General features: G+C 70.6%; 18 protein-coding genes. 9 read left to right on the forward strand and 9 right to left on the reverse strand.

All coding sequences use genetic code 11. The features are described from left to right. Window positions 1-7 precede the first annotated feature (7 nt). Entirely contained in the window at window positions 8-397 is a 390-nt protein-coding gene (locus ABZ297_RS19325; protein ID WP_355347544.1) for a hypothetical protein, read from the reverse strand. A 223-nt stretch (window positions 398-620) separates the two neighbouring features. Then, window positions 621-1454, reverse strand: a complete 834-nt coding sequence (locus ABZ297_RS19330) for a phosphotransferase (protein WP_355347547.1) — start codon at window positions 1452-1454, stop codon at window positions 621-623. Between the two features lie 312 nt (window positions 1455-1766). Between ABZ297_RS19330 and ABZ297_RS19335 the strand changes: the two genes are divergently transcribed. The 3 genes from ABZ297_RS19335 to ABZ297_RS19345 are packed head-to-tail and all read left to right on the forward strand — an operon-like array spanning window position 1767 to window position 3978. After that, window positions 1767-2492: a pyrimidine reductase family protein gene (locus tag ABZ297_RS19335; RefSeq protein WP_355347550.1), complete on the forward strand. Its 726-nt coding sequence runs from the start codon at window positions 1767-1769 to the stop codon at window positions 2490-2492. After that, on the forward strand, window positions 2485-3633 hold the full coding sequence (locus ABZ297_RS19340) for an ATP-dependent DNA ligase (RefSeq protein WP_355347553.1): 1149 nt from the start codon (window positions 2485-2487) through the stop codon (window positions 3631-3633). The genes ABZ297_RS19335 and ABZ297_RS19340 overlap by 8 nt, the downstream gene beginning before the upstream one ends. 27 nt (window positions 3634-3660) lie before the next feature. Next, window positions 3661-3978 (forward strand): hypothetical protein, encoded by a 318-nt coding sequence (locus tag ABZ297_RS19345; RefSeq protein ID WP_355347556.1) that lies wholly within the window; start codon window positions 3661-3663, stop codon window positions 3976-3978. A 117-nt stretch (window positions 3979-4095) separates the two neighbouring features. Here the strand turns inward: ABZ297_RS19345 and ABZ297_RS19350 are convergent, their stop codons facing one another. Continuing rightward, on the reverse strand, window positions 4096-4803 hold the full coding sequence (locus ABZ297_RS19350) for a polyphenol oxidase family protein (RefSeq protein ID WP_355347559.1): 708 nt from the start codon (window positions 4801-4803) through the stop codon (window positions 4096-4098). 229 nt (window positions 4804-5032) lie between these two features. On the opposite strand from ABZ297_RS19350, the gene ABZ297_RS19355 reads away from it, so the two are divergent. Genes ABZ297_RS19355 through ABZ297_RS19365 form a run of 3 tightly spaced genes read left to right on the forward strand, consistent with a single transcriptional unit; the run spans window position 5033 to window position 7581 of the window. Beyond that, entirely contained in the window at window positions 5033-6472 is a 1440-nt protein-coding gene (locus tag ABZ297_RS19355) for an aldehyde dehydrogenase family protein (RefSeq protein WP_355347562.1), read from the forward strand. Window positions 6473-6490: 18 nt separating this feature from the next. Continuing rightward, window positions 6491-7381, forward strand: coding sequence for a tetratricopeptide repeat protein (locus ABZ297_RS19360; RefSeq protein ID WP_355347565.1), 891 nt, complete (start codon window positions 6491-6493; stop codon window positions 7379-7381). Between the two features lie 56 nt (window positions 7382-7437). Then, window positions 7438-7581: a hypothetical protein gene (locus ABZ297_RS19365; RefSeq protein WP_355347568.1), complete on the forward strand. Its 144-nt coding sequence runs from the start codon at window positions 7438-7440 to the stop codon at window positions 7579-7581. Here the strand turns inward: ABZ297_RS19365 and ABZ297_RS19370 are convergent, their stop codons facing one another. Both ABZ297_RS19370 and ABZ297_RS19375 read right to left on the reverse strand, forming a co-directional pair. After that, entirely contained in the window at window positions 7582-8268 is a 687-nt protein-coding gene (locus ABZ297_RS19370; protein WP_355347571.1) for a class F sortase, read from the reverse strand. After that, window positions 8269-8718 (reverse strand): hypothetical protein, encoded by a 450-nt coding sequence (locus tag ABZ297_RS19375; RefSeq protein ID WP_355347574.1) that lies wholly within the window; start codon window positions 8716-8718, stop codon window positions 8269-8271. Between the two features lie 298 nt (window positions 8719-9016). Here ABZ297_RS19375 and ABZ297_RS19380 point away from each other — a divergent pair, with 298 nt between their 5' ends. Continuing rightward, window positions 9017-9388, forward strand: coding sequence for a hypothetical protein (locus ABZ297_RS19380; protein WP_355347577.1), 372 nt, complete (start codon window positions 9017-9019; stop codon window positions 9386-9388). Here ABZ297_RS19380 and ABZ297_RS19385 read toward each other — a convergent pair. Next, a complete protein-coding gene (locus tag ABZ297_RS19385) occupies window positions 9385-10242 on the reverse strand; it encodes a helix-turn-helix transcriptional regulator (protein ID WP_355347580.1) in 858 nt (285 codons plus the stop codon). The genes ABZ297_RS19380 and ABZ297_RS19385 overlap by 4 nt on opposite strands. A gap of 102 nt (window positions 10243-10344) precedes the next feature. Between ABZ297_RS19385 and ABZ297_RS19390 the strand changes: the two genes are divergently transcribed. Together ABZ297_RS19390 and ABZ297_RS19395 are read left to right on the forward strand one after the other, a co-directional pair. Beyond that, a complete protein-coding gene (locus ABZ297_RS19390; protein WP_355347583.1) occupies window positions 10345-11109 on the forward strand; it encodes an SDR family oxidoreductase in 765 nt (254 codons plus the stop codon). A gap of 91 nt (window positions 11110-11200) precedes the next feature. Further along, the gene (locus ABZ297_RS19395) at window positions 11201-11740 is read left to right on the forward strand and encodes a sulfocyanin-like copper-binding protein (protein ID WP_355347585.1); all 540 of its coding nucleotides are present in this window, start codon (window positions 11201-11203) and stop codon (window positions 11738-11740) included. A 24-nt stretch (window positions 11741-11764) separates the two neighbouring features. Here ABZ297_RS19395 and ABZ297_RS19400 read toward each other — a convergent pair whose 3' ends face one another. From ABZ297_RS19400 to ABZ297_RS19410, 3 genes are all read right to left on the reverse strand, one after another. Further along, on the reverse strand, window positions 11765-12085 hold the full coding sequence (locus tag ABZ297_RS19400) for a DUF6300 family protein (protein ID WP_355347588.1): 321 nt from the start codon (window positions 12083-12085) through the stop codon (window positions 11765-11767). After that, entirely contained in the window at window positions 12082-15624 is a 3543-nt protein-coding gene (gene dnaE, locus ABZ297_RS19405) for a DNA polymerase III subunit alpha (RefSeq protein ID WP_355347591.1), read from the reverse strand. The genes ABZ297_RS19400 and dnaE overlap by 4 nt, the downstream gene beginning before the upstream one ends. 194 nt (window positions 15625-15818) lie before the next feature. Next, window positions 15819-16328, reverse strand: coding sequence for an NUDIX domain-containing protein (locus ABZ297_RS19410; protein ID WP_355347594.1), 510 nt, complete (start codon window positions 16326-16328; stop codon window positions 15819-15821). Window positions 16329-16661: the final 333 nt, after the last annotated feature.

Below are 16661 nucleotides of genomic sequence, written 5' to 3' on the forward strand. Positions count from 1 at the left end.
AGACCCCCTAGAAGACGCTGGCGACGAGCAGCACCAGCACGAACGTGGTCACGCCCGCGACGCCGTGCAGGGCCACGGCCAGGACGGGGAAGCCGCCCGACCTGGCGTGCCGTCCGCCGCCCAGCCAGCGGGTGAACATCGCGAACCCCAGCAGCGCCGCCGCCGCCAGCACCCCGAAGGCCGTCCAGGCCAGCGCCCGCTGCCCCGTGAGCAGGTACCCCACCCAGCACGCCAGCGCAGACACCGCGAGCGCCGGGTGGGAGAAGACCAGCGTCAACGGGAAGGGCGTGACCTTGGACGCCTGCCGCCGCAGCCCTCCGCCCGACAGCCAGCGCCAGAACAGGTAGACGCCGGCCAGCGCGGTGATCATCCATGTCCCGGCAGCGACCAGCCCCACCGTTCCTCCTTGAAAGTCCTCAGGGTGCGCGCACCGCCGATGGCTCCACTGGAGTTCCCGATTCCCCGCCGCCACGTTACGCACACGCCCGGCGTACCACCGATTCCGCGAAGAAACGGAGATCGTCATCTGGCTTGATCACAGCGACGACGCCATCACGCCCGAGGCCACGATCGAGGTCCTGGAGCCGATGGTTGCCCTCCTGCGGGCAAGCCCAGCCCGGTCAGCAGCGATCGAGTGCACCTCGAACCCGGTTGAGCCCCTCCGCTCTCCAGTACTGCCTGTCGGGAAACTGGTCGTCGCGGCGCCAGCGCCAGGTCGCGAACAACGCCCACATCACGGCGCGGCACTGGTGAATCAGGTCGTGATCAGCCCCCGGATAGTACTCTCCAACCTCTTCGGGGGCATGGGCGAGGTCAAACTCGATCGGCCCACGGCAGCACGTCGCGAGGTCCACGAAGAGAGGCCCTCTCCTCGTCTTGAGCAGGTTGCCCGGATGCGGCTCGCCGTGCAACAACTGCTCGCCGGCTTCCCCGCTGCCAATCGCGGTGCTCAGGCTACTAAGCGTGTTGCTGAGGAGTTCCCGGTCGGGACCGAGCAGCGCTGGAGTCTTCTCTTGGTCGACCACCTCTCTCAGCGCGCCGGCGACTCGCTCGGTGACGTGTGGTGCCCCCAGATCGACCTGGCGCAGGGCGGCGTGGTGCCGCATAAGCGCGTCTGCATAGTGGGCCGGCGCGATCTCTGATCCCACAGGTTCGTAGTAGGTCCAGAACGAGATGGCGAAGTCATCACGCAAATAGACTCTGGGTTCGGCCCGAGGCTCAAGCTCAGCCACCGGCCCATCGACTTCGGCGAGACGGCGGGCAACCTCTACTTCGAACTCCGAGCCGGCTCGATGCGCCGAGGGTGCGACCCGAACAAGAACATCGCAAGGGACCAGGCGCAACGCGATGCGGTCCGAGTTGTTGATGACGACCGCATCGTCGACCTGAAGGCCCAGCGCAGAAGCAGTCGTCCCCGCGGTCTCGACTACGCGACGGACTTCCGATGCCTCCATACCGTCCTCCCTCAATCTTTGAGTACACGTCCGGGGACCACAACGACGTCCTCAATGTCTACGCGAAGATCATTCGTCACACATGCCAATCCACCAAAACCCAGCCAAGCCGGACCCGGACGCCCTACCGGCAGCACCACCGCGCCACACACACGCCACCCTCGATCAACGGCTCAACACCCGAGGCCAACTAGCGCTCTCAGATTGGCCACCTATCGCCCCCAGAGGCCATCTATCGTTCACAGCCTCGCTGACGCACTTCACCGGACGGGGCGGGGCAGGTTTGTCGGAGGCGTGTGCCAAGGTAGAGGAGTGCGTCGCATCCATCCCGACATCCAAGACAATCCGGACATCGAACAGGCCTACGCCTACCCTGCCGGGCGGCCCTGGCTCCGGGTCAACATGGTCTCCAGCGCCGACGGGGCCGCGTGGTTGAAAGGGCTGTCGAGAGGGCTGTCCAGCAAGGGTGACCGGCGGATCTTCGCGGTGCTGCGCGGCCTGGCCGACGTCGTGATGGCGGGCGCGGCCACCGTGCGCACCGAGGGGTACGGCCCGGTCGCGCCGCGCGAGTCGTGGAAGGTGATCCGGGCCGGGCGGCAGCCGGTGCCGCCGATCGCGGTGGTCACCCGCAGGCTCGACCTCGACCTGGGCGGCCCGCTGTTCACCGACGCCACCGCCCGCACCATCGTGGTCACCTGCGAGGGCGCCCCCGCCGACCGCCGCGCCGCCGCGGCCGAGGTCGCCGACGTCATCGTGGCCGGAGGCGACCAGGTGGATCTGAAGCTGGCCGTGCGCGAGCTGCACGAGCGGGGGCTGACCAAGGTGCTGTGCGAGGGCGGCCCGCGGATCAACGCGCAGCTCGCCGCGTCCGGCCTGATCGACGAGCTGTGCCTGACGATGAGCCCGCAACTGGTCGGCGGCGGGGCGGCGCGCATTCTGAACGGCGAGGCGGCCCAGGTGCGGCTCGGCCTCCGCCAGGTTCTTGAGGAGGAGGGGGTCCTCTTCTGCGCATACACGAGGGAGTCGAGCCATGACTGAGCCCAAACTGCCCGCCGGCGAGGCGGTTCCCGAGCCGGTGCCGAACCTGCCCGTCCGGCCGCCGGTGCCGCCGATGCTGGCCAAGGCGGTCAAGGCGATGCCCAAGCAGAACGGAACGCTGTTCTACGAGCCGAAGTGGGACGGCTTCCGCTGCATCGTCTTCCGCGACGGCGACGAGGTCTTCCTGGGCAGCCGCAACGAGCGGCCGTTCACCCGGTACTTCCCCGAGCTGGTCGAGGCCGTCAGGCGAGAGCTGCCCGAGCGCTGCGTGGTCGACGGCGAGATCGTCCTGCCGCAGGGCAGCCAGCTCGACTTCGACACGCTCCAGCAGCGGATCCATCCGGCGGCCTCGCGGGTCAAGATGCTGTCGGAGACGACCCCGGCCTCGTTCGTCGCCTTCGACCTGCTCGCGCTCGGCGACGAGTCGCTCATGGACAGGCCGTTCGCCGAGCGCCGTGCCCGGCTGGAAGGGATCTTTCCGGAGAAGGGGCAGTCCGTCCGGCTGACCCCGGTGACGACCAACGACGAGCAGGCCGCCGAGTGGTTCGAGATGTTCGAGGGCGCCGGGCTCGACGGCATCATCGTCAAACCGGGCGACCAGCCGTACATCCCCGACAAGCGGACGATGTTCAAGGTCAAGCACGAGCGCACCGCCGACGTGGTGGTCGCCGGGTACCGCGAGCACAAGACGGGCCCCATCATCGGCTCGATCCTGCTCGGCCTCTACGGCTCCGACGGCAGGCTGCACCACGTGGGGGTGGCGGCCTCGTTCCCGATGGCGCGCAGGGCCGAGTTGGTCGAGGAGCTCAAACCGTACGTCGCCGACCTCGCCGAGCACCCGTGGGGCCACTGGGCCGAGCAGGCCGCGAGCACCATCGGCCAGCCCACGGCGGGCCCGGCCACGGGCGGCCAGCGGGTGCCGGGGGCGATCTCGCGGTGGAACGCCAAGAAGGACCTGTCGTTCATCCCGCTCAGGCCCGAGCTGGTGATCGAGGTGGCGTACGACCAGATGGAGGGCGACCGCTTCCGTCACACCGCCCAGTGGCGTCGCTGGCGTCCCGACCGCACCCCCGAGTCGTGCACGTACGAGCAGTTGGAGCGGCCCATTTCGTACAACCTCGACGACATCCTTGCCCGATAGCCCTCATATGCCGCAATATCTCGGCATATGAGCACCGGTGATGAGCTGCGGGCGGCGGTGTCCGCGCGTCGCGACCTCGGCCCCGAGTTCGAAGACGCGATCGTCGACTCCTTCCTCGACAAGATGGGCAAGGAGGTCGACCGCCGGGTCGACGAGCGCCTGGTCGCCGTCAAAGGCAAGAAGCACGCCGGCAACGATGGCCAGCGCCTGGCCCTGGCCATCGTCTCGCTCGCCCTGGGCACGCTCGCAACGGTCGCGATCGTCGTCACGAACAGCCAGAGTGGAGCTCTCTTCCTGGTGTGGGCCGGGATCGCCCTGGTCAACCTGATCTTCTCGCGCCGCTAGCCAGGCACCCGGCACCGGCCGCATCGCCGGTCGGGCGGCCTGCTCGGATGCATTGCCGATCGGGCTGCCAGGTCAGACGCCTCGCCGGTCGGGTGGCCAGGTCGGATGCGTCGCCGGTCAGGCGAGCCAGATGAGGCCGGCGAAACGGCCGCCCGGCTGCTCGCGGCGGTGCGAGTACAGCTCCGGCGACTCTATCGTGCAGCGGGCGTCGTGGCGGACGTCGGTGAGGCCGGCCGCGCGAAGCTGGGCCTCGATACCTGCCCGCAGGTCGAGTGCGGGGGTGCCCCAGGAGGTTTCCGACCGGGTCTCCGGCACCTTGGACGCGACACGCTCCCGCAGGTCGGCGGGCACCTCGTAGCAGCGCCCGCACGCTCCGGGGCCGATCAGCGCCACCATCCGACCGGGTGAGGCGCCCTTGCCGGCCATGGCCTCGACCAGCGCGGTGGCGACCGCGGCCTCGGTGCCGGGCCTGCCCGAGTGGGCGGCGCCCACCAGGCGCGCGCCGGGGTCGGCGACGAGCACGGCCGGGCAGTCGGCCCCGAGCGAGGCCAGCGCCAGCCGGGGCTCGCCGGTGAAGACGCCGTCGAGCGGCGGCGCGTCGTCGCCGAACGGCTCGCTCACGTACGCGACGTCGGCGCCGTGGACCTGCCGCATGAACACCACGCCCCGCACGCCCAGCTCGGCCGCGACGCCCGCGCGGTTCGCCCGCACGGCGGCCGGGGCATCGCCGACCAGCCCGCCGAGGTTCCTGGTGCCGTAGGGCGCGACGCTGACCCCGCCGTTGCGGTCGGTGACGGCGACGTGCACTCCGGGAACCAGTTCCATGCCCTCGATCTTAGGCGCCACCGCCCCCACCGGGTCACCCACTCCACAGGGAGACGGCCGCCCCATCTCGCCCCGGGCCGCCGGCGCCCCGCTGCTTCTCAAGAGGCATCAGCCTCCCACCGCCTCCCGAGACGGAGACAAGCAGCCCACTGCCCCCGGACTTCGGGCGAGTGTCGGGCGTCAACGGCACCCCTGGCCCACTTAAGCAAGCAAGCATATGCTTGGTCACGTGCCTGACTACCGCAACCTGATCGGCGGCGAGCTCGTCCCCGCCGCCGACGGCAGGACCCTGGACTCGGTCAACCCCGCCACCGGCGAGACGTGGGCCACCATCCCGGCCGGCGGCCGGGCGGACGCCGCCGCGGCCGTCGAGGCGGCCCGCCGGGCGTTCCCCCGCTGGTCGGCCCTGCCCGCGCTGAGCCGCGCGCACTACCTGCGCAAGGTGTCGGAGCTGTTCGCCGAGCACGCCGACGAACTGGCCCGCCTGGAGACTCGCGACAACGGCCGGATCCTGCGCGACACCCTGCACAAGGACCTGCCGGGCATGACGTACCTGTGGCAGCTCGCCGCCGGTCAGTGCCTGGACGCCGTCAAGGGCGACACCGTCATCCTGGGCCCCGACGCGCTCGGCCTCACCCGGCGCGAGCCGTACGGCGTGGCCGTCTGCATCATCCCGTGGAACTCCCCCATCTCCACCTTCTCCGCCAAGGCCGCCTACGCCCTGGCGGCGGGCAACACCGTGATCGTCAAACCCGCCGAGCAGGCGAGCGCGTCGGTGCTGCGGCTCGGCGAACTGCTGGCGGACGTCTTCCCGCCCGGCGTCCTCAACATCGTCTCGGGCCTGGGCGAGGAGGTGGGGGACGCCCTCGTCCGGCACCGCGGGGTCAACAAGATCAGCCTCACCGGCTCGACGGAGACCGGCCAGGCCATCACCCGCGCCTCGGCCGACGCGCTCAAGCCGCTGACGTTCGAGCTGGGCGGCAAGTCCCCGAACATCGTCTTCCCCGACGCCGACCTGGACGCCGCCGCCCAGGGCATCACCGTGAACTCCGTCTTCACCGGCAACGCGGGGCAGGTCTGCGTGGCGGGCTCGCGCATCCTCGTCCACCGGTCCATCTGGGACGAGATGCTCGACCGCACCCAGCGGATCGCGCAGAGCCTGGTCCTCGGCGACCCGCTCGACCTGGCGACCACCATGGGGCCGATCGTGTCGGCGGCGCAGTACGACCGGGTCGCCTCGTACCTGCGGATCGCCGAGAAAGAGGGCGCCGACCTGGTGTTCGGCGGCCGGACGGGCGCCGACGTCGTGCCGGGGCTGCCCGGCGGCTACTGGGTCTCCCCCACCCTCTACACGACCACCGACAACGCGCTGCGCGTCTGCCAGGAGGAGATCTTCGGCCCCGTCGCGGTGGCGATCCCCTTCGACACGGACGAAGAGGCGCTGCGGATCGCCAACGACTCCGCGTACGGGCTCGCCGCGGGTGTCTGGACGCGCGATCTGGGACGTGCCCACCGCTTCGTCCGGGATCTGCAGAGCGGGACGGTCTGGGTGAACACCTTCCGCCAGATGCCTCCCGGGCTGCCGTTCGGCGGCGTCAAGGACAGTGGTTACGGACACGACGCGGTGCTGGAATACACCCGCGAAAAGGCAGCCATTATCCAGATTTAGTTCGATAGATTGCCCCTCATGAGCGAGGGGATCATCAACAGCACCGACGACAGGCCCGAACTGTCGGAGGCGGCGGCCCAGTCACGGGCCTCGGTGCTGCGCAGTCGGGCCGAATCGTACATCGCCCTGGCGAGGCACGACGCGGCCATCGCCGACCTTACCGAGTCGATCGCGCTGGCGCCGGACAATGCCCGAGCCTGGCGGCTGCGGGGCGAGAGCCACCGGCTGATCGACCGCCACGAGGCCGCAGTGACGGACTTCGACGAGTCGCTCAGGCTGGAGCCTGACAGCTCGTACGCGCTGGGCTCCCGCGGGCAGGCCTACGCCGCGCTCGGCCGCCTGGACGAGGCCATGGCCGACTTCGAGCACGCCCTCACGCTGTCGCCGGAGTCGCCGTGGATCCTGGAGGCCAAGGCGGACGCGCTGGCGGACCTCGGCCGCCTGGACGACGCCCTCGCGGAGCACGCCAAGATCATCGCGCTGGACGAGAGCCAGGCGTACTCGTGGCTGGCCAGGGCCGACCTGTACCAGCGCATGCAGCTGTACTCCGAGGCCATCGACGACTACACCCGGGCCATGGAGGCGGACCCGGAGTACGCCCGCGCGTTCAGCAGGCGCGGGGAGGCGCTGCGCATGATCGACCGGTACGAGGAGGCGCTGACCGACCTCAACCGCGCCCTGGAACTGGACCCGGAGAACGACCGCGCCCTGGGCAGCCGGGGGGCGGTCCTGAGCGAGCTGGGCGACAACGAGGCGGCGCTCAAGGACCTCGGCAGGGCGATCCAGCTCGACGAGGAGTACGTCTGGGCGTACCGGGTCCGCGGCGAGATCCTCCAGGAGACGGAGCGGCACGAGCAGGCCATCGCCGACTTCACCAAGGCCCTCCACCTGGAGTTCGGCGACTCCTGACCACACCAGGAACACCGGCCACCTCCGCGACAGGCGACGCCCCACCCGCGACACCGGTGCCGACACCGGCCGGACGCGAGGAACCGACTCCCCCGGCGCAGGCCGCGCCCGGGCCGGTGTCGGCATCGCCGTCGCGGGCCGGACGCGACGTGCTGAACAGCATCGCCGAGCGCGCGCTCGGGCTGCCGTGCGCCCCCTGATCAGCTCTTCGGGTAGTACGGCGCGGCCAGGTGGGCGAAGACGATCGTGTTGTCCTTGTAGCTGTGCGCCTGCCGGTCGAAGGCGCCGCCGCAGGTCACCAGGCGGAGCCCCGGGTAGGACAGGTCGCCGTACACCTTGGCGGCCGGGAAGGACCTCTTGGGGGTGTGCTCGACCCTGTCGACCACGAAGACGGCCACGGAGCGGTCCGCCCGCAGCACCTGCACCTGGTCGCCGCGCTTGACGTTCTTCAGCCCGGCGAAGACGGCGGGGCCGTTCCTGGTGTCGAGGTGGCCGGTGATCACGGCGGCACCCCGCTGTCCGGGGACGGCGCCGTAGCGGTACCAGCCGGCGAGGTTCGGCGGGTCGAACGGCGGGTTCTGGATCGCGCCCTTCGCGTCCAGGCCCAGCTCCATGAGGGGCGCCGACACGCCGATCGACGGGATGTAGACCGCGGCGGGCTTGGCGGCCCGCATCGGCGCGGCGACCTTGCTGAGCGGCACGGTGAGCGGCACGTCCAGCAAGGGGACGCCGTTGGCGGGGGCGCGTGTGACGACGGCGACCGGCTCCGCCGTGTCCTCGCCGCCGGTGAGCATGCCGCTGACGCCGAGCCCGATCAGCGCGATCCCGGCCAGCGAGACCGCGCCCGCGCCCGCCCAGATCAGCGTCTGACCTGGCGCCCGGCTCACCTACGCGCCCTTGCGACGCCGCAGCGCGACCCCGGTCAGCCCGGCTCCGGCGAGCAGCGCGGCGCCGCCCACAGTGAACGGCCACACGGCCTCGCCGGGCGCGAGCCCGCCGCCGCCGGTCTCGGGGTGCCCGTTCGGGACCCGGCGCTCGTCCTCGTCGACCGGCTTCCACGGGTGCTCGGGTTCCGCATCCCGCCGGGGCTCACCGTCGGCGGGGTCGGACGGGGGCGAGTCGTCCGGCGCGGGGGCGTTCGACCGGTGGTCGAGCGGGTTCGGGATGGGCAACGCGGGCAGCTCTGGCAGGTCGGGCAGCAGGGCCGTCGGATCCTCGCAGGGCAGGAGGGGCAGCAGGCAGGTGGCCACCGCGTTCGGTGTCCGCTCGGCGCTCTGGGCGGACGCGGTGCCGATGCCCGCCGCCATGCTCACGCCTCCCACTACGAAGGCCGCCACCGCTCCAGCCACTGCGAGACGTCGCGCTCTTGCCATAGCCAGGCTCCCGGTTCGTCTGTCACGCCCCGATCCAGGAGGAGAGCCTGGCGAATTATTGGACCATGAGTCAAGTAATGTGATCGAAGTGAAATCAGTCGCCTACGCTCCGGAGTCGCCGGGTTTGCCGGGCTCGCCGGAGCGTCCGGCGAGCCCAGCCGGGACATGGCACGTGCCAACGGCGCGGCGGCCCGGTCACTCGCCGTGCAGGGCCCTACCCAGCGGCGACCACCACACGCGCCGAGGGTGCTTTTTCTACCTAATGGTGGAACAAATCAACCCCAGGTGGGATATTTCTCTACCCGCCCGCCGCTGGAGGGCCCGCGACGGAGTTACATTCCTGGCACGCGGCCCGCACGGGCTCGCGCTGGCGAGGGACGTGTACCGCCGCACGGCCAGGCCCGTGGTGCATCCCAGGCGCGAGGGCCTGACCGTGCGGCTCGAAGCCCCGAACAAGGACGCGCCGCCCTCCCCGCGCTACGGCCCGGAGGCGGCGGTCAGACGAGGACGGAGCCGCCGTCCACGGTCATGCGCACGGGTCAGTGACTCCATGGCGCCGCAGATGCCGGCCGCCACCGCCCCCCTGATCCAGGAGTTCGCGGCCATCGCCGTCGAGCTGCAGGGGGACCTCTAGCGGGACCGGGGCTCCGGCGCGCGGACGTCGGCGGGCGGCTCGGACGCCTGCCAGCTGGCGAGCAGGCGCAGCCGCTCCTCCGACGGCGAGCCCGCCGCCACGGTGTAGGCGACGAGCAGCTGGCTCTCGCCGCCGGGCACGGCGAAGGTCTCGTAGCGGAGTTCGAGATCGCCCACGATCGGGTGCCGGATCAGCTTTCTGCCGTGGGCCTTGTCCTTGACGTCCTGGCGGGGCCACAACCGGCGGAACGGCTCGCTCTTCATCGACAGTTCGCCGACGAGCGCGGCGAGCTGCGGGTCGTCCGGGTGCCGCCCGGCGTCGAGGTGCAGGTAGGCGACGGTCTCGGCGGCGACGGCCGGCCACTCCGGATACAGCTCGCGGGCACCGGGGTGCAGGAACGTGTGCCACGCCGCGTTGTGCCTGTCCAGGGCCGAGAAACCGGTCACGGCGTCGGCGAGCGGGTTCCAGGCCAGGATGTCCATCCGGCGTCCCAGGACGAAGGCGGGCACGTCGTCCATCATCTCCAGCATCCGCAGCACCCCCGGCCGGACCTGCTGGGGCCGCTGCGCCCTGCGGGCCGTCCTGGCCGGCCGGACGAGGTTGCGCAGATGGGCGTTCTCGGTCTCGTCGAGCCGTAGCGCGCGGGCGATCGCGTCCAGGACGGCGTCGGACACGTTCGGGCTGCGGCCCTGCTCCAGACGCACGTAGTAGTCGACGCTGACCCCGGCGAGCTGGGCGAGCTCCTCGCGGCGCAGGCCGGGCACCCGCCGCCGACCGCCGGCGGGCAGGCCCACGTCTTCGGGCTGGATACGGGCGCGCCGCGAGCGGAGGAAGTCGCCAAGGTCCTGATCCATCTGTCCAGCATGCCGCATTTCTGGCTGGTCATCCTGGTACTGGCACACCTAGGGAAAGACAGTGCTCTGGGTAAGCTGCCCGGCTCGCCGCAGGGTGGAGCCATGACGTTCTACGACAACCTCAGCAACCGCACCGCCGTCGTCACCGGAGCCGCCAGCGGGATGGGCGCGGCCATCGCCACCCTGCTCGCCGGTTCCGGCGTCCGCGTCACGCTCCTGTCCCGCCGGGCGGACCGGCTCGCCGAACTCGCCGCCAAGATCACCGCAGCCGGCGGCCGGGCTCTCCCGGTGGCGGTCGACGTGACCGACGACAGCGCGGTCAAGGCCGCGGCGGACCGCGTCCACGCCGAGTACGGGCCGGTCGACCTGGTCGTAAACGGGGCCGGGGTGATGCTGCCCAACCCGGTCCTCGACGGCCGGGCCGACGAGTGGCAGCGCATGATCGACACGAACCTGACCGGCGCCCTGCGGGTCATCCGGGCGTTCGTCCCGGACCTGGTGGCGTCCGCCGAGGCGGGCCGCGCCGCCGACTTGGTCAACATCTCCTCGATCGGCGCGCACGTCGTCTTCCCGGACTACGCGGTGTACGGCGCGACGAAGGCCGCGCTGACGCAGCTGTCCGCCGTCCTGCGGGCCGAGCTCGGCCCGAGGAACGTGCGCGTGACGAACCTCGAGCCCGGCCTGACGAGCACCGAACTGGGCGATCACATCGACAACGCCGAGCTGCGCGACCAGCTGGGCCAGATGGTGTCCGGGCTCGGCTCGTTGTCAGCGGAGGAGATCGCGGACCTGGTCGGCTACGTGACGAGCCGGGCGCCGCACGTCAACCTGCGCCAGATCGTCGTGCTGCCCACGACGCAGACGTGACCCGGCCGATCGGGACTCGTACTCTGAAGAGAGAGGGACGCTCGCCGAGGGCGAGCAGGGGCACGACTTGCACGTGCGGGGGGTGAGCCTGATGCGGCTGCACAAGGTACGGCTCGCGGGAACGATGGGGGCGGCGTTGCTCACCGCGGTCGCCGTCGGTCATCCGATGGCCGCGGGAGCGACACCGGCGACGGGGGCGCAGCTCCGGCAGGAGTGCACCGCGCCACCGCTGGCGGGCCACGTGGTGGACGTGACCGCGGGCGACTCGGCGGGCCCCGGGTCGCCGCAGGGCGCGCAGATGTGGCTGAAGGTCGCGCCGGCCAAGGTTCCGGCGGGAACCGTGTCGCTGCGGGTGTCCAACAAGGGGACGCTCGCGCACGAGGTCATCGTCCTGCCGCTTCCGGCAGGGCAGGCCGTCGGGAAGCGGGCGGCGACGTCCGGCCAGCGCGTCAGCGAGGCGGGCAGCCTGGGCGAGGCGGCGCACAACTGCGCGGCAGGCGCCGGCGGGGGCATCGCGCCGGGCTCGATGAGCTGGGTGACGCTGAACCTGCCTGCTGGCCGCTTCGAACTGGTGTGCAACTTCCCCGGCCACTACACGGCGGGCATGTACGCCGAACTCGACGTCAGCTGACCGATGCGGTCGCGGCGTCCCCGGTCACAGGTCGCCGCGGTACCAGGCTTCCACCTCGGCTGCCAGCGCGTTCTCGTCGAGTTCCGGCGGTTTCGCCCGGTCGATCCAGTCGCGCAGGAGGGATGCGAGCTCGTCCAGCGTCTCGGGGCTCACCAGCTCGTGGACGGCGAAGTAGGCGACGATCGGGCCGGTGACGGGGCCGTCGGCGTCGCAGCGGGCACACAGGAGGACCTCGGCGCTGCCCTGGACCTGGTTTCCGCGGGCGGTCGTCCAGCCGTGCGGGACCCGCAGGACGGCGAGGACGTCGCCGCCGTGGCAACGCGGGCACGCCCGGTCCGAGGTCATGCCCGGCCGATCGCGGCGACGCCCAGCAGGCACTTGACGTCGCCGTAGAACGCCGGCTCCGGGTTGACCCGGAACCGTTCGAGGTTCAGCAGCAGACTCTTGCCGCCGGGGCGCCGCACCCGCAGGTGGACGGGCACCTGCCCGGGATGGGCGGCCAGGATGTGCCTGAACTCCCGGACGAGCCGCGGGTTCAGGCGGGACTCCGGCACCGAGATGACCACGGGCGGCTCGGTGGCGGTCTCGGAGGTGTCCAGAAGGGTGATCTCCTCCCCGTACACGCTCAAGCTCTCGTCGCGCACGTTGATCCGCCCCCGGACGGACAGCACCCGATCCTCGGCCAGCACCTCGCCGTGCAGGGCGTAGCTCTTGGGGAAGATCAGGCACTCCACGGCGGCGTCATGGTCTTCGAGGGTGACGATCGCCCACTGGTCGCCCTGCTTGGTGACCTTGCGTTGCAGCCCCGAGACGATCCCGCTGACCCGCACCACGCCCTCCTGCCGGCCGGAGGCGAGGAGGCCGGCGATCGTGGTGTCGCGATGGGCGTCCAGGATCCGCTCGGCGCCGTCGAGCGGGTGGCTGGAGACGTACAGGCCGAGCATCTCCCGTTCGAAGGCGAGCAGGGTGGCGCTGTCCCACTCGCCGTCCGGGATCGCGACCGAGAAGGCGCCGCGGTCGCCCGCCTCGCCGAAGAGCGAGTCCTGGCCGTGGGCCTCGTTCCGCTTGACGTCGACGACCGCGTCGATGGCCTGCTCGTGCACGGCGACCAGCGCCTTGCGGTGATGCCCCAGGCTGTCGAACGCGCCGGCCTTGGCCAGCGACTCGATGACGCGCTTGTTGCAGACGACCGACGGGACCTTGCCCAGGAAGTCGTTGAAGTCGGTGTAGGCGCCCTTCTCCTCCCGGGTGCCGGTGATCGCGTCGACGACGTTCGATCCGACGTTGCGCACCGCGCCCAGGCCGAAGCGGACGTCCGTGCCGACCGCGGCGAAGTCCAGCCGGCTCGCGTTGACGTCGGGGGGCAGCACCCTGATGCCCAGGCGGCGGCAGTCCGACAGGTAGACGGCCATCTTGTCCTTGTCGTCCCGTACCGAGGTGAGGAGCGCGGCCAGGTACTCGTGAGGGTGGTTGGCCTTGAGGTAGGCGGTCCAGTACGAGACCAGCCCGTACCCGGCGGTGTGCGACTTGTTGAAGCCGTAGCCGCTGAACGGGACCAGGACGTCCCAGACGGCCTTGATCGCCTCCTCGGAGCAGCCGCGCTCGCGCATGCCCGCCGAGAACCGGTCCCACTCGGCGTCCAGCACCTCCTTCTTCTTCTTGCCCATGGCCCTGCGCAGCATGTCGGCGGCCCCGAGGGAGTACCCGGCGAGCTGCTGGGCGATGGCCATGACCTGCTCCTGGAAGACGACCAGGTGGTAGGTGTCGCCCAGGATCGGCTCCAGCGCCTCCTCCAGTTCGGGGTGGATCGGCTCGACCGGCTGCTTGCCGGTCTTGCGCAGCGCGTAGTTGGTGTGGGCGTTCATCTCCATCGGGCCGGGCCGGTACAGCGCGTTCACCGCGGCGATGTCGGTGAACGTGGTGGGCTGCATGAGTTTCAGCAGCACCCGCATGCCGCCGCTGTCCAGCTGGAAGACCCCGAGCGTGTCACCGCGTGCCAGCAGTTCGTAGGTCGTGGTGTCGTCGAGCGGAACCTCCAGGATGTCGATGTCGACGCCCTTGTTGGCGCGGACGCCCGCGATGGCGTCGCCGATGACGGTCAGGTTGCGCAGGCCGAGGAAGTCCATCTTCAGCAGGCCCATGTCCTCGGCCTGGGTGAAGGGGAAGCCGGTGACGATCGGGCCGCCCGCCTTCGGCTTGACCAGCGGCAGCACGTCGATCAGCGGCTCGGAGGAGAGGATCACGCCCGCGGCGTGGATTCCGGTGCCCCGGGTGAGCCCTTCGACCCCGACCGCGGTGTCGATCACCTGTTTGACGTCGGGTTCCTCCTCGTACATCCGCCGCAGCTCGGCCGCCTCGCCGTACCGGGGGTGCCGCTCGTCGTGGATGGCGGCGAGCGGGATCTCCTTGCCTCCGGCCGCCGCGGGGAACGCCTTGCTGATCCGGTCGCCGAGGGCGTACGGGAAGCCCAGCACCCGGCAGGAGTCCTTGACCGCGGCCTTGGCCTTGATCGTGCCGAACGTGACGATCTGGCAGACGCGGTCGTCGCCGTACTTCCGGGTGACGTAGTCGATCATCTCGTCGCGTCGCCGGTCGTCGAAGTCGAGATCGACGTCCGGCATGGTGATGCGTTCGGGGTTGAGGAAGCGTTCGAAGATCAGCTTGTGCTCGATCGGGTCGAGTTCGGTGATGCCCGTGCAGTAGGAGACCACCGATCCGGTGGCGGATCCGCGGCCGGGGCCGAGGCCGATGCCGTTCTCCCTGGCGTACCGGCAGATGTCGGAGACCACGAGGAAGTAGCCGGGGAAGCCCATGGTGTCGATGACGGACAGCTCGTAGTCGATGCGGTCCAGGACCTCCCTGGGCGGCTCGCCCCCGTATCGGCGGCGCGCGCCCCGCAGCGCCTCCTTGCGCAGCCAGGTGGACTCGGTCTCGCCCTCGGGAACGGCGAACCGCGGCATCAGGTCCCGGTGGGAGAACACCTCGCCGTAATCACCGACCCGCTCGGCCACCAGCAGCGTGTTGTCGCACGCGCCGGGGACCTCGGCGTCCCAGAGCGCGCGCATCTCCTGCGCGGACTTGACGTAGTAGCCGCTGCCGCTGAACCGGAACCGGTCGGCGTCGGCGAGCCGCTTGCCGGTGCCGATGCACAGCAGCGCGTCGTGCGCCTGGGCCTGGGACGCTGTCACGTAGTGGGAGTCGTTGGTGGCCAGGGGCGGCAGCCCGAGCTCCTTGCCGATCTTCAGGAGTTCGTCGCGGACCCGGCTCTCGATGGCGATGCCGTGGTCCATGAGCTCGAGGAAGTAGCTCTCCTTGCCGAAGATGTCCTGATATCTGGCGGCGGCCTCGATGGCCCGGTCGTACTGGCCGAGCCGCAGCCTGGTCTGCACCTCCCCCGACGGGCAGCCGGTCGTGGCGATGATGCCCTGCCCGTGCTCGGCGAACAGCTCATCGTCCATGCGCGGATATTTCTGGACGTGCCCTTCCAGCCAGGCCCGCGACTGGAGCCGGAACAGGTTCCGCAGACCACGGGCGTCGGCCGCCCACATCGTCATGTGGGTGTAGAGCCCGCGCCCGGAGACGTCACCGCCCTCACCGGTGTCGTCGTTGGACCTGCGCAACGCGAGGTTGTCGCTCCAGAACACCGGCTGCCGGTGGTGCCGCGAGGCCGGGGCGACGTACGCCTCGACACCGATGATCGGCTTGACGCCCGCCCGGACCGCCGAGTGGTAGAACTCGTACGCCCCGTGCACGTTACCGTGGTCGCTCATCGCCACGGCCGGCATCCCCTGGCCCGACACCTCGTCCATGAGCGGGCCGACCTTAGCGGCGCCGTCGAGCATCGAATACTCGGTGTGCACATGCAGGTGGACGAACGACCTCACCGGCCTCGCGCTCCTCACGGTTGTGGACCTCTTGCGGCGCGAGCATTCGACCCCAGAGGCGGCCGCGCTGTCCAACAATCGACACACCGACCCTCACAACCACCGGTTGTGATTCGAGGCCGTGGCGGGCCGGCTCCCGGCGCACCCTTGGGGGCAGGCCGGGGTGCGGGTCGGCGTGCGGGAGATGACGTCGCCTACCCGAGCAGGGCGCGTGGCTCGCCTGATAGGTGGCCGTTCGCGGTCAGCACGTCGGCGAGCAGGCCGGGCAGCCCCGGAGGCCGCAGGGTCCGGGCGTCCTCGACCGCCGTCAGTTCGGCCAGTGACCACCACCGGTGCGCAGTGATCCCGTCCTGTTCGCCGGGTTCCAGGTGGGAGCGGCTGACCGCCCTGTCGCCGCGCGCCCGTGCCAGGAAGTACCGCTCGTGCACGTGCATGGGCTCGCCGTTCCACAGGACGTCCGCGTCGCGCGTCCACAGGCAGGGGCCCCAGTCGACGTCGGTCAGGCCGGTCTCCTCGAACAGCTCCCGGCGGGCGGCCTCGCGGAAGTCCTCGCCGTCCTCGACGCCGCCGCCTGGCGGTATCCAGAACAGCTCCTGCACGGGAGAGCCGGGGACGACGATGGCGCCGTCGTACCGGTGCTGGATCATCAGGATCCGCTCGTCGGGGTCCAGCAACACGATCCGCGCGCCCTGTCGCGTCCGCATGGAGTCAGCTCCTGCCTGTTGTCCGCCACTTCGTGATCAATGCCCCTATGAGAGCAGCCATGAAGGCAGCACGCCACCGCCTGAGACTCGCCCAACGCCGCACGCTCACCTGGTCACCCCCGCCGAGGGCCGCCGCTTCCGCCGCCAATGTTCCAGTACATGCCTATTGGTCGACGTGTGACTGCTTGTTCCTGTGTCGTGACAGATGACCAGAATGAGATCACAGTTTCTGCTCACTTCAGCCTCTGCATGGACTCCGTTCACTTGCGCGCTCCAGGGTGTCCACCCGAGAGCATGCCGCTTTATGGGCTGCTTATGCGCGTAAGAGAAGGG

Origin of the sequence: Nonomuraea sp. NPDC005983, from assembly GCF_040614375.1 — a bacterium.
GTDB lineage: Bacteria > Actinomycetota > Actinomycetes > Streptosporangiales > Streptosporangiaceae > Nonomuraea.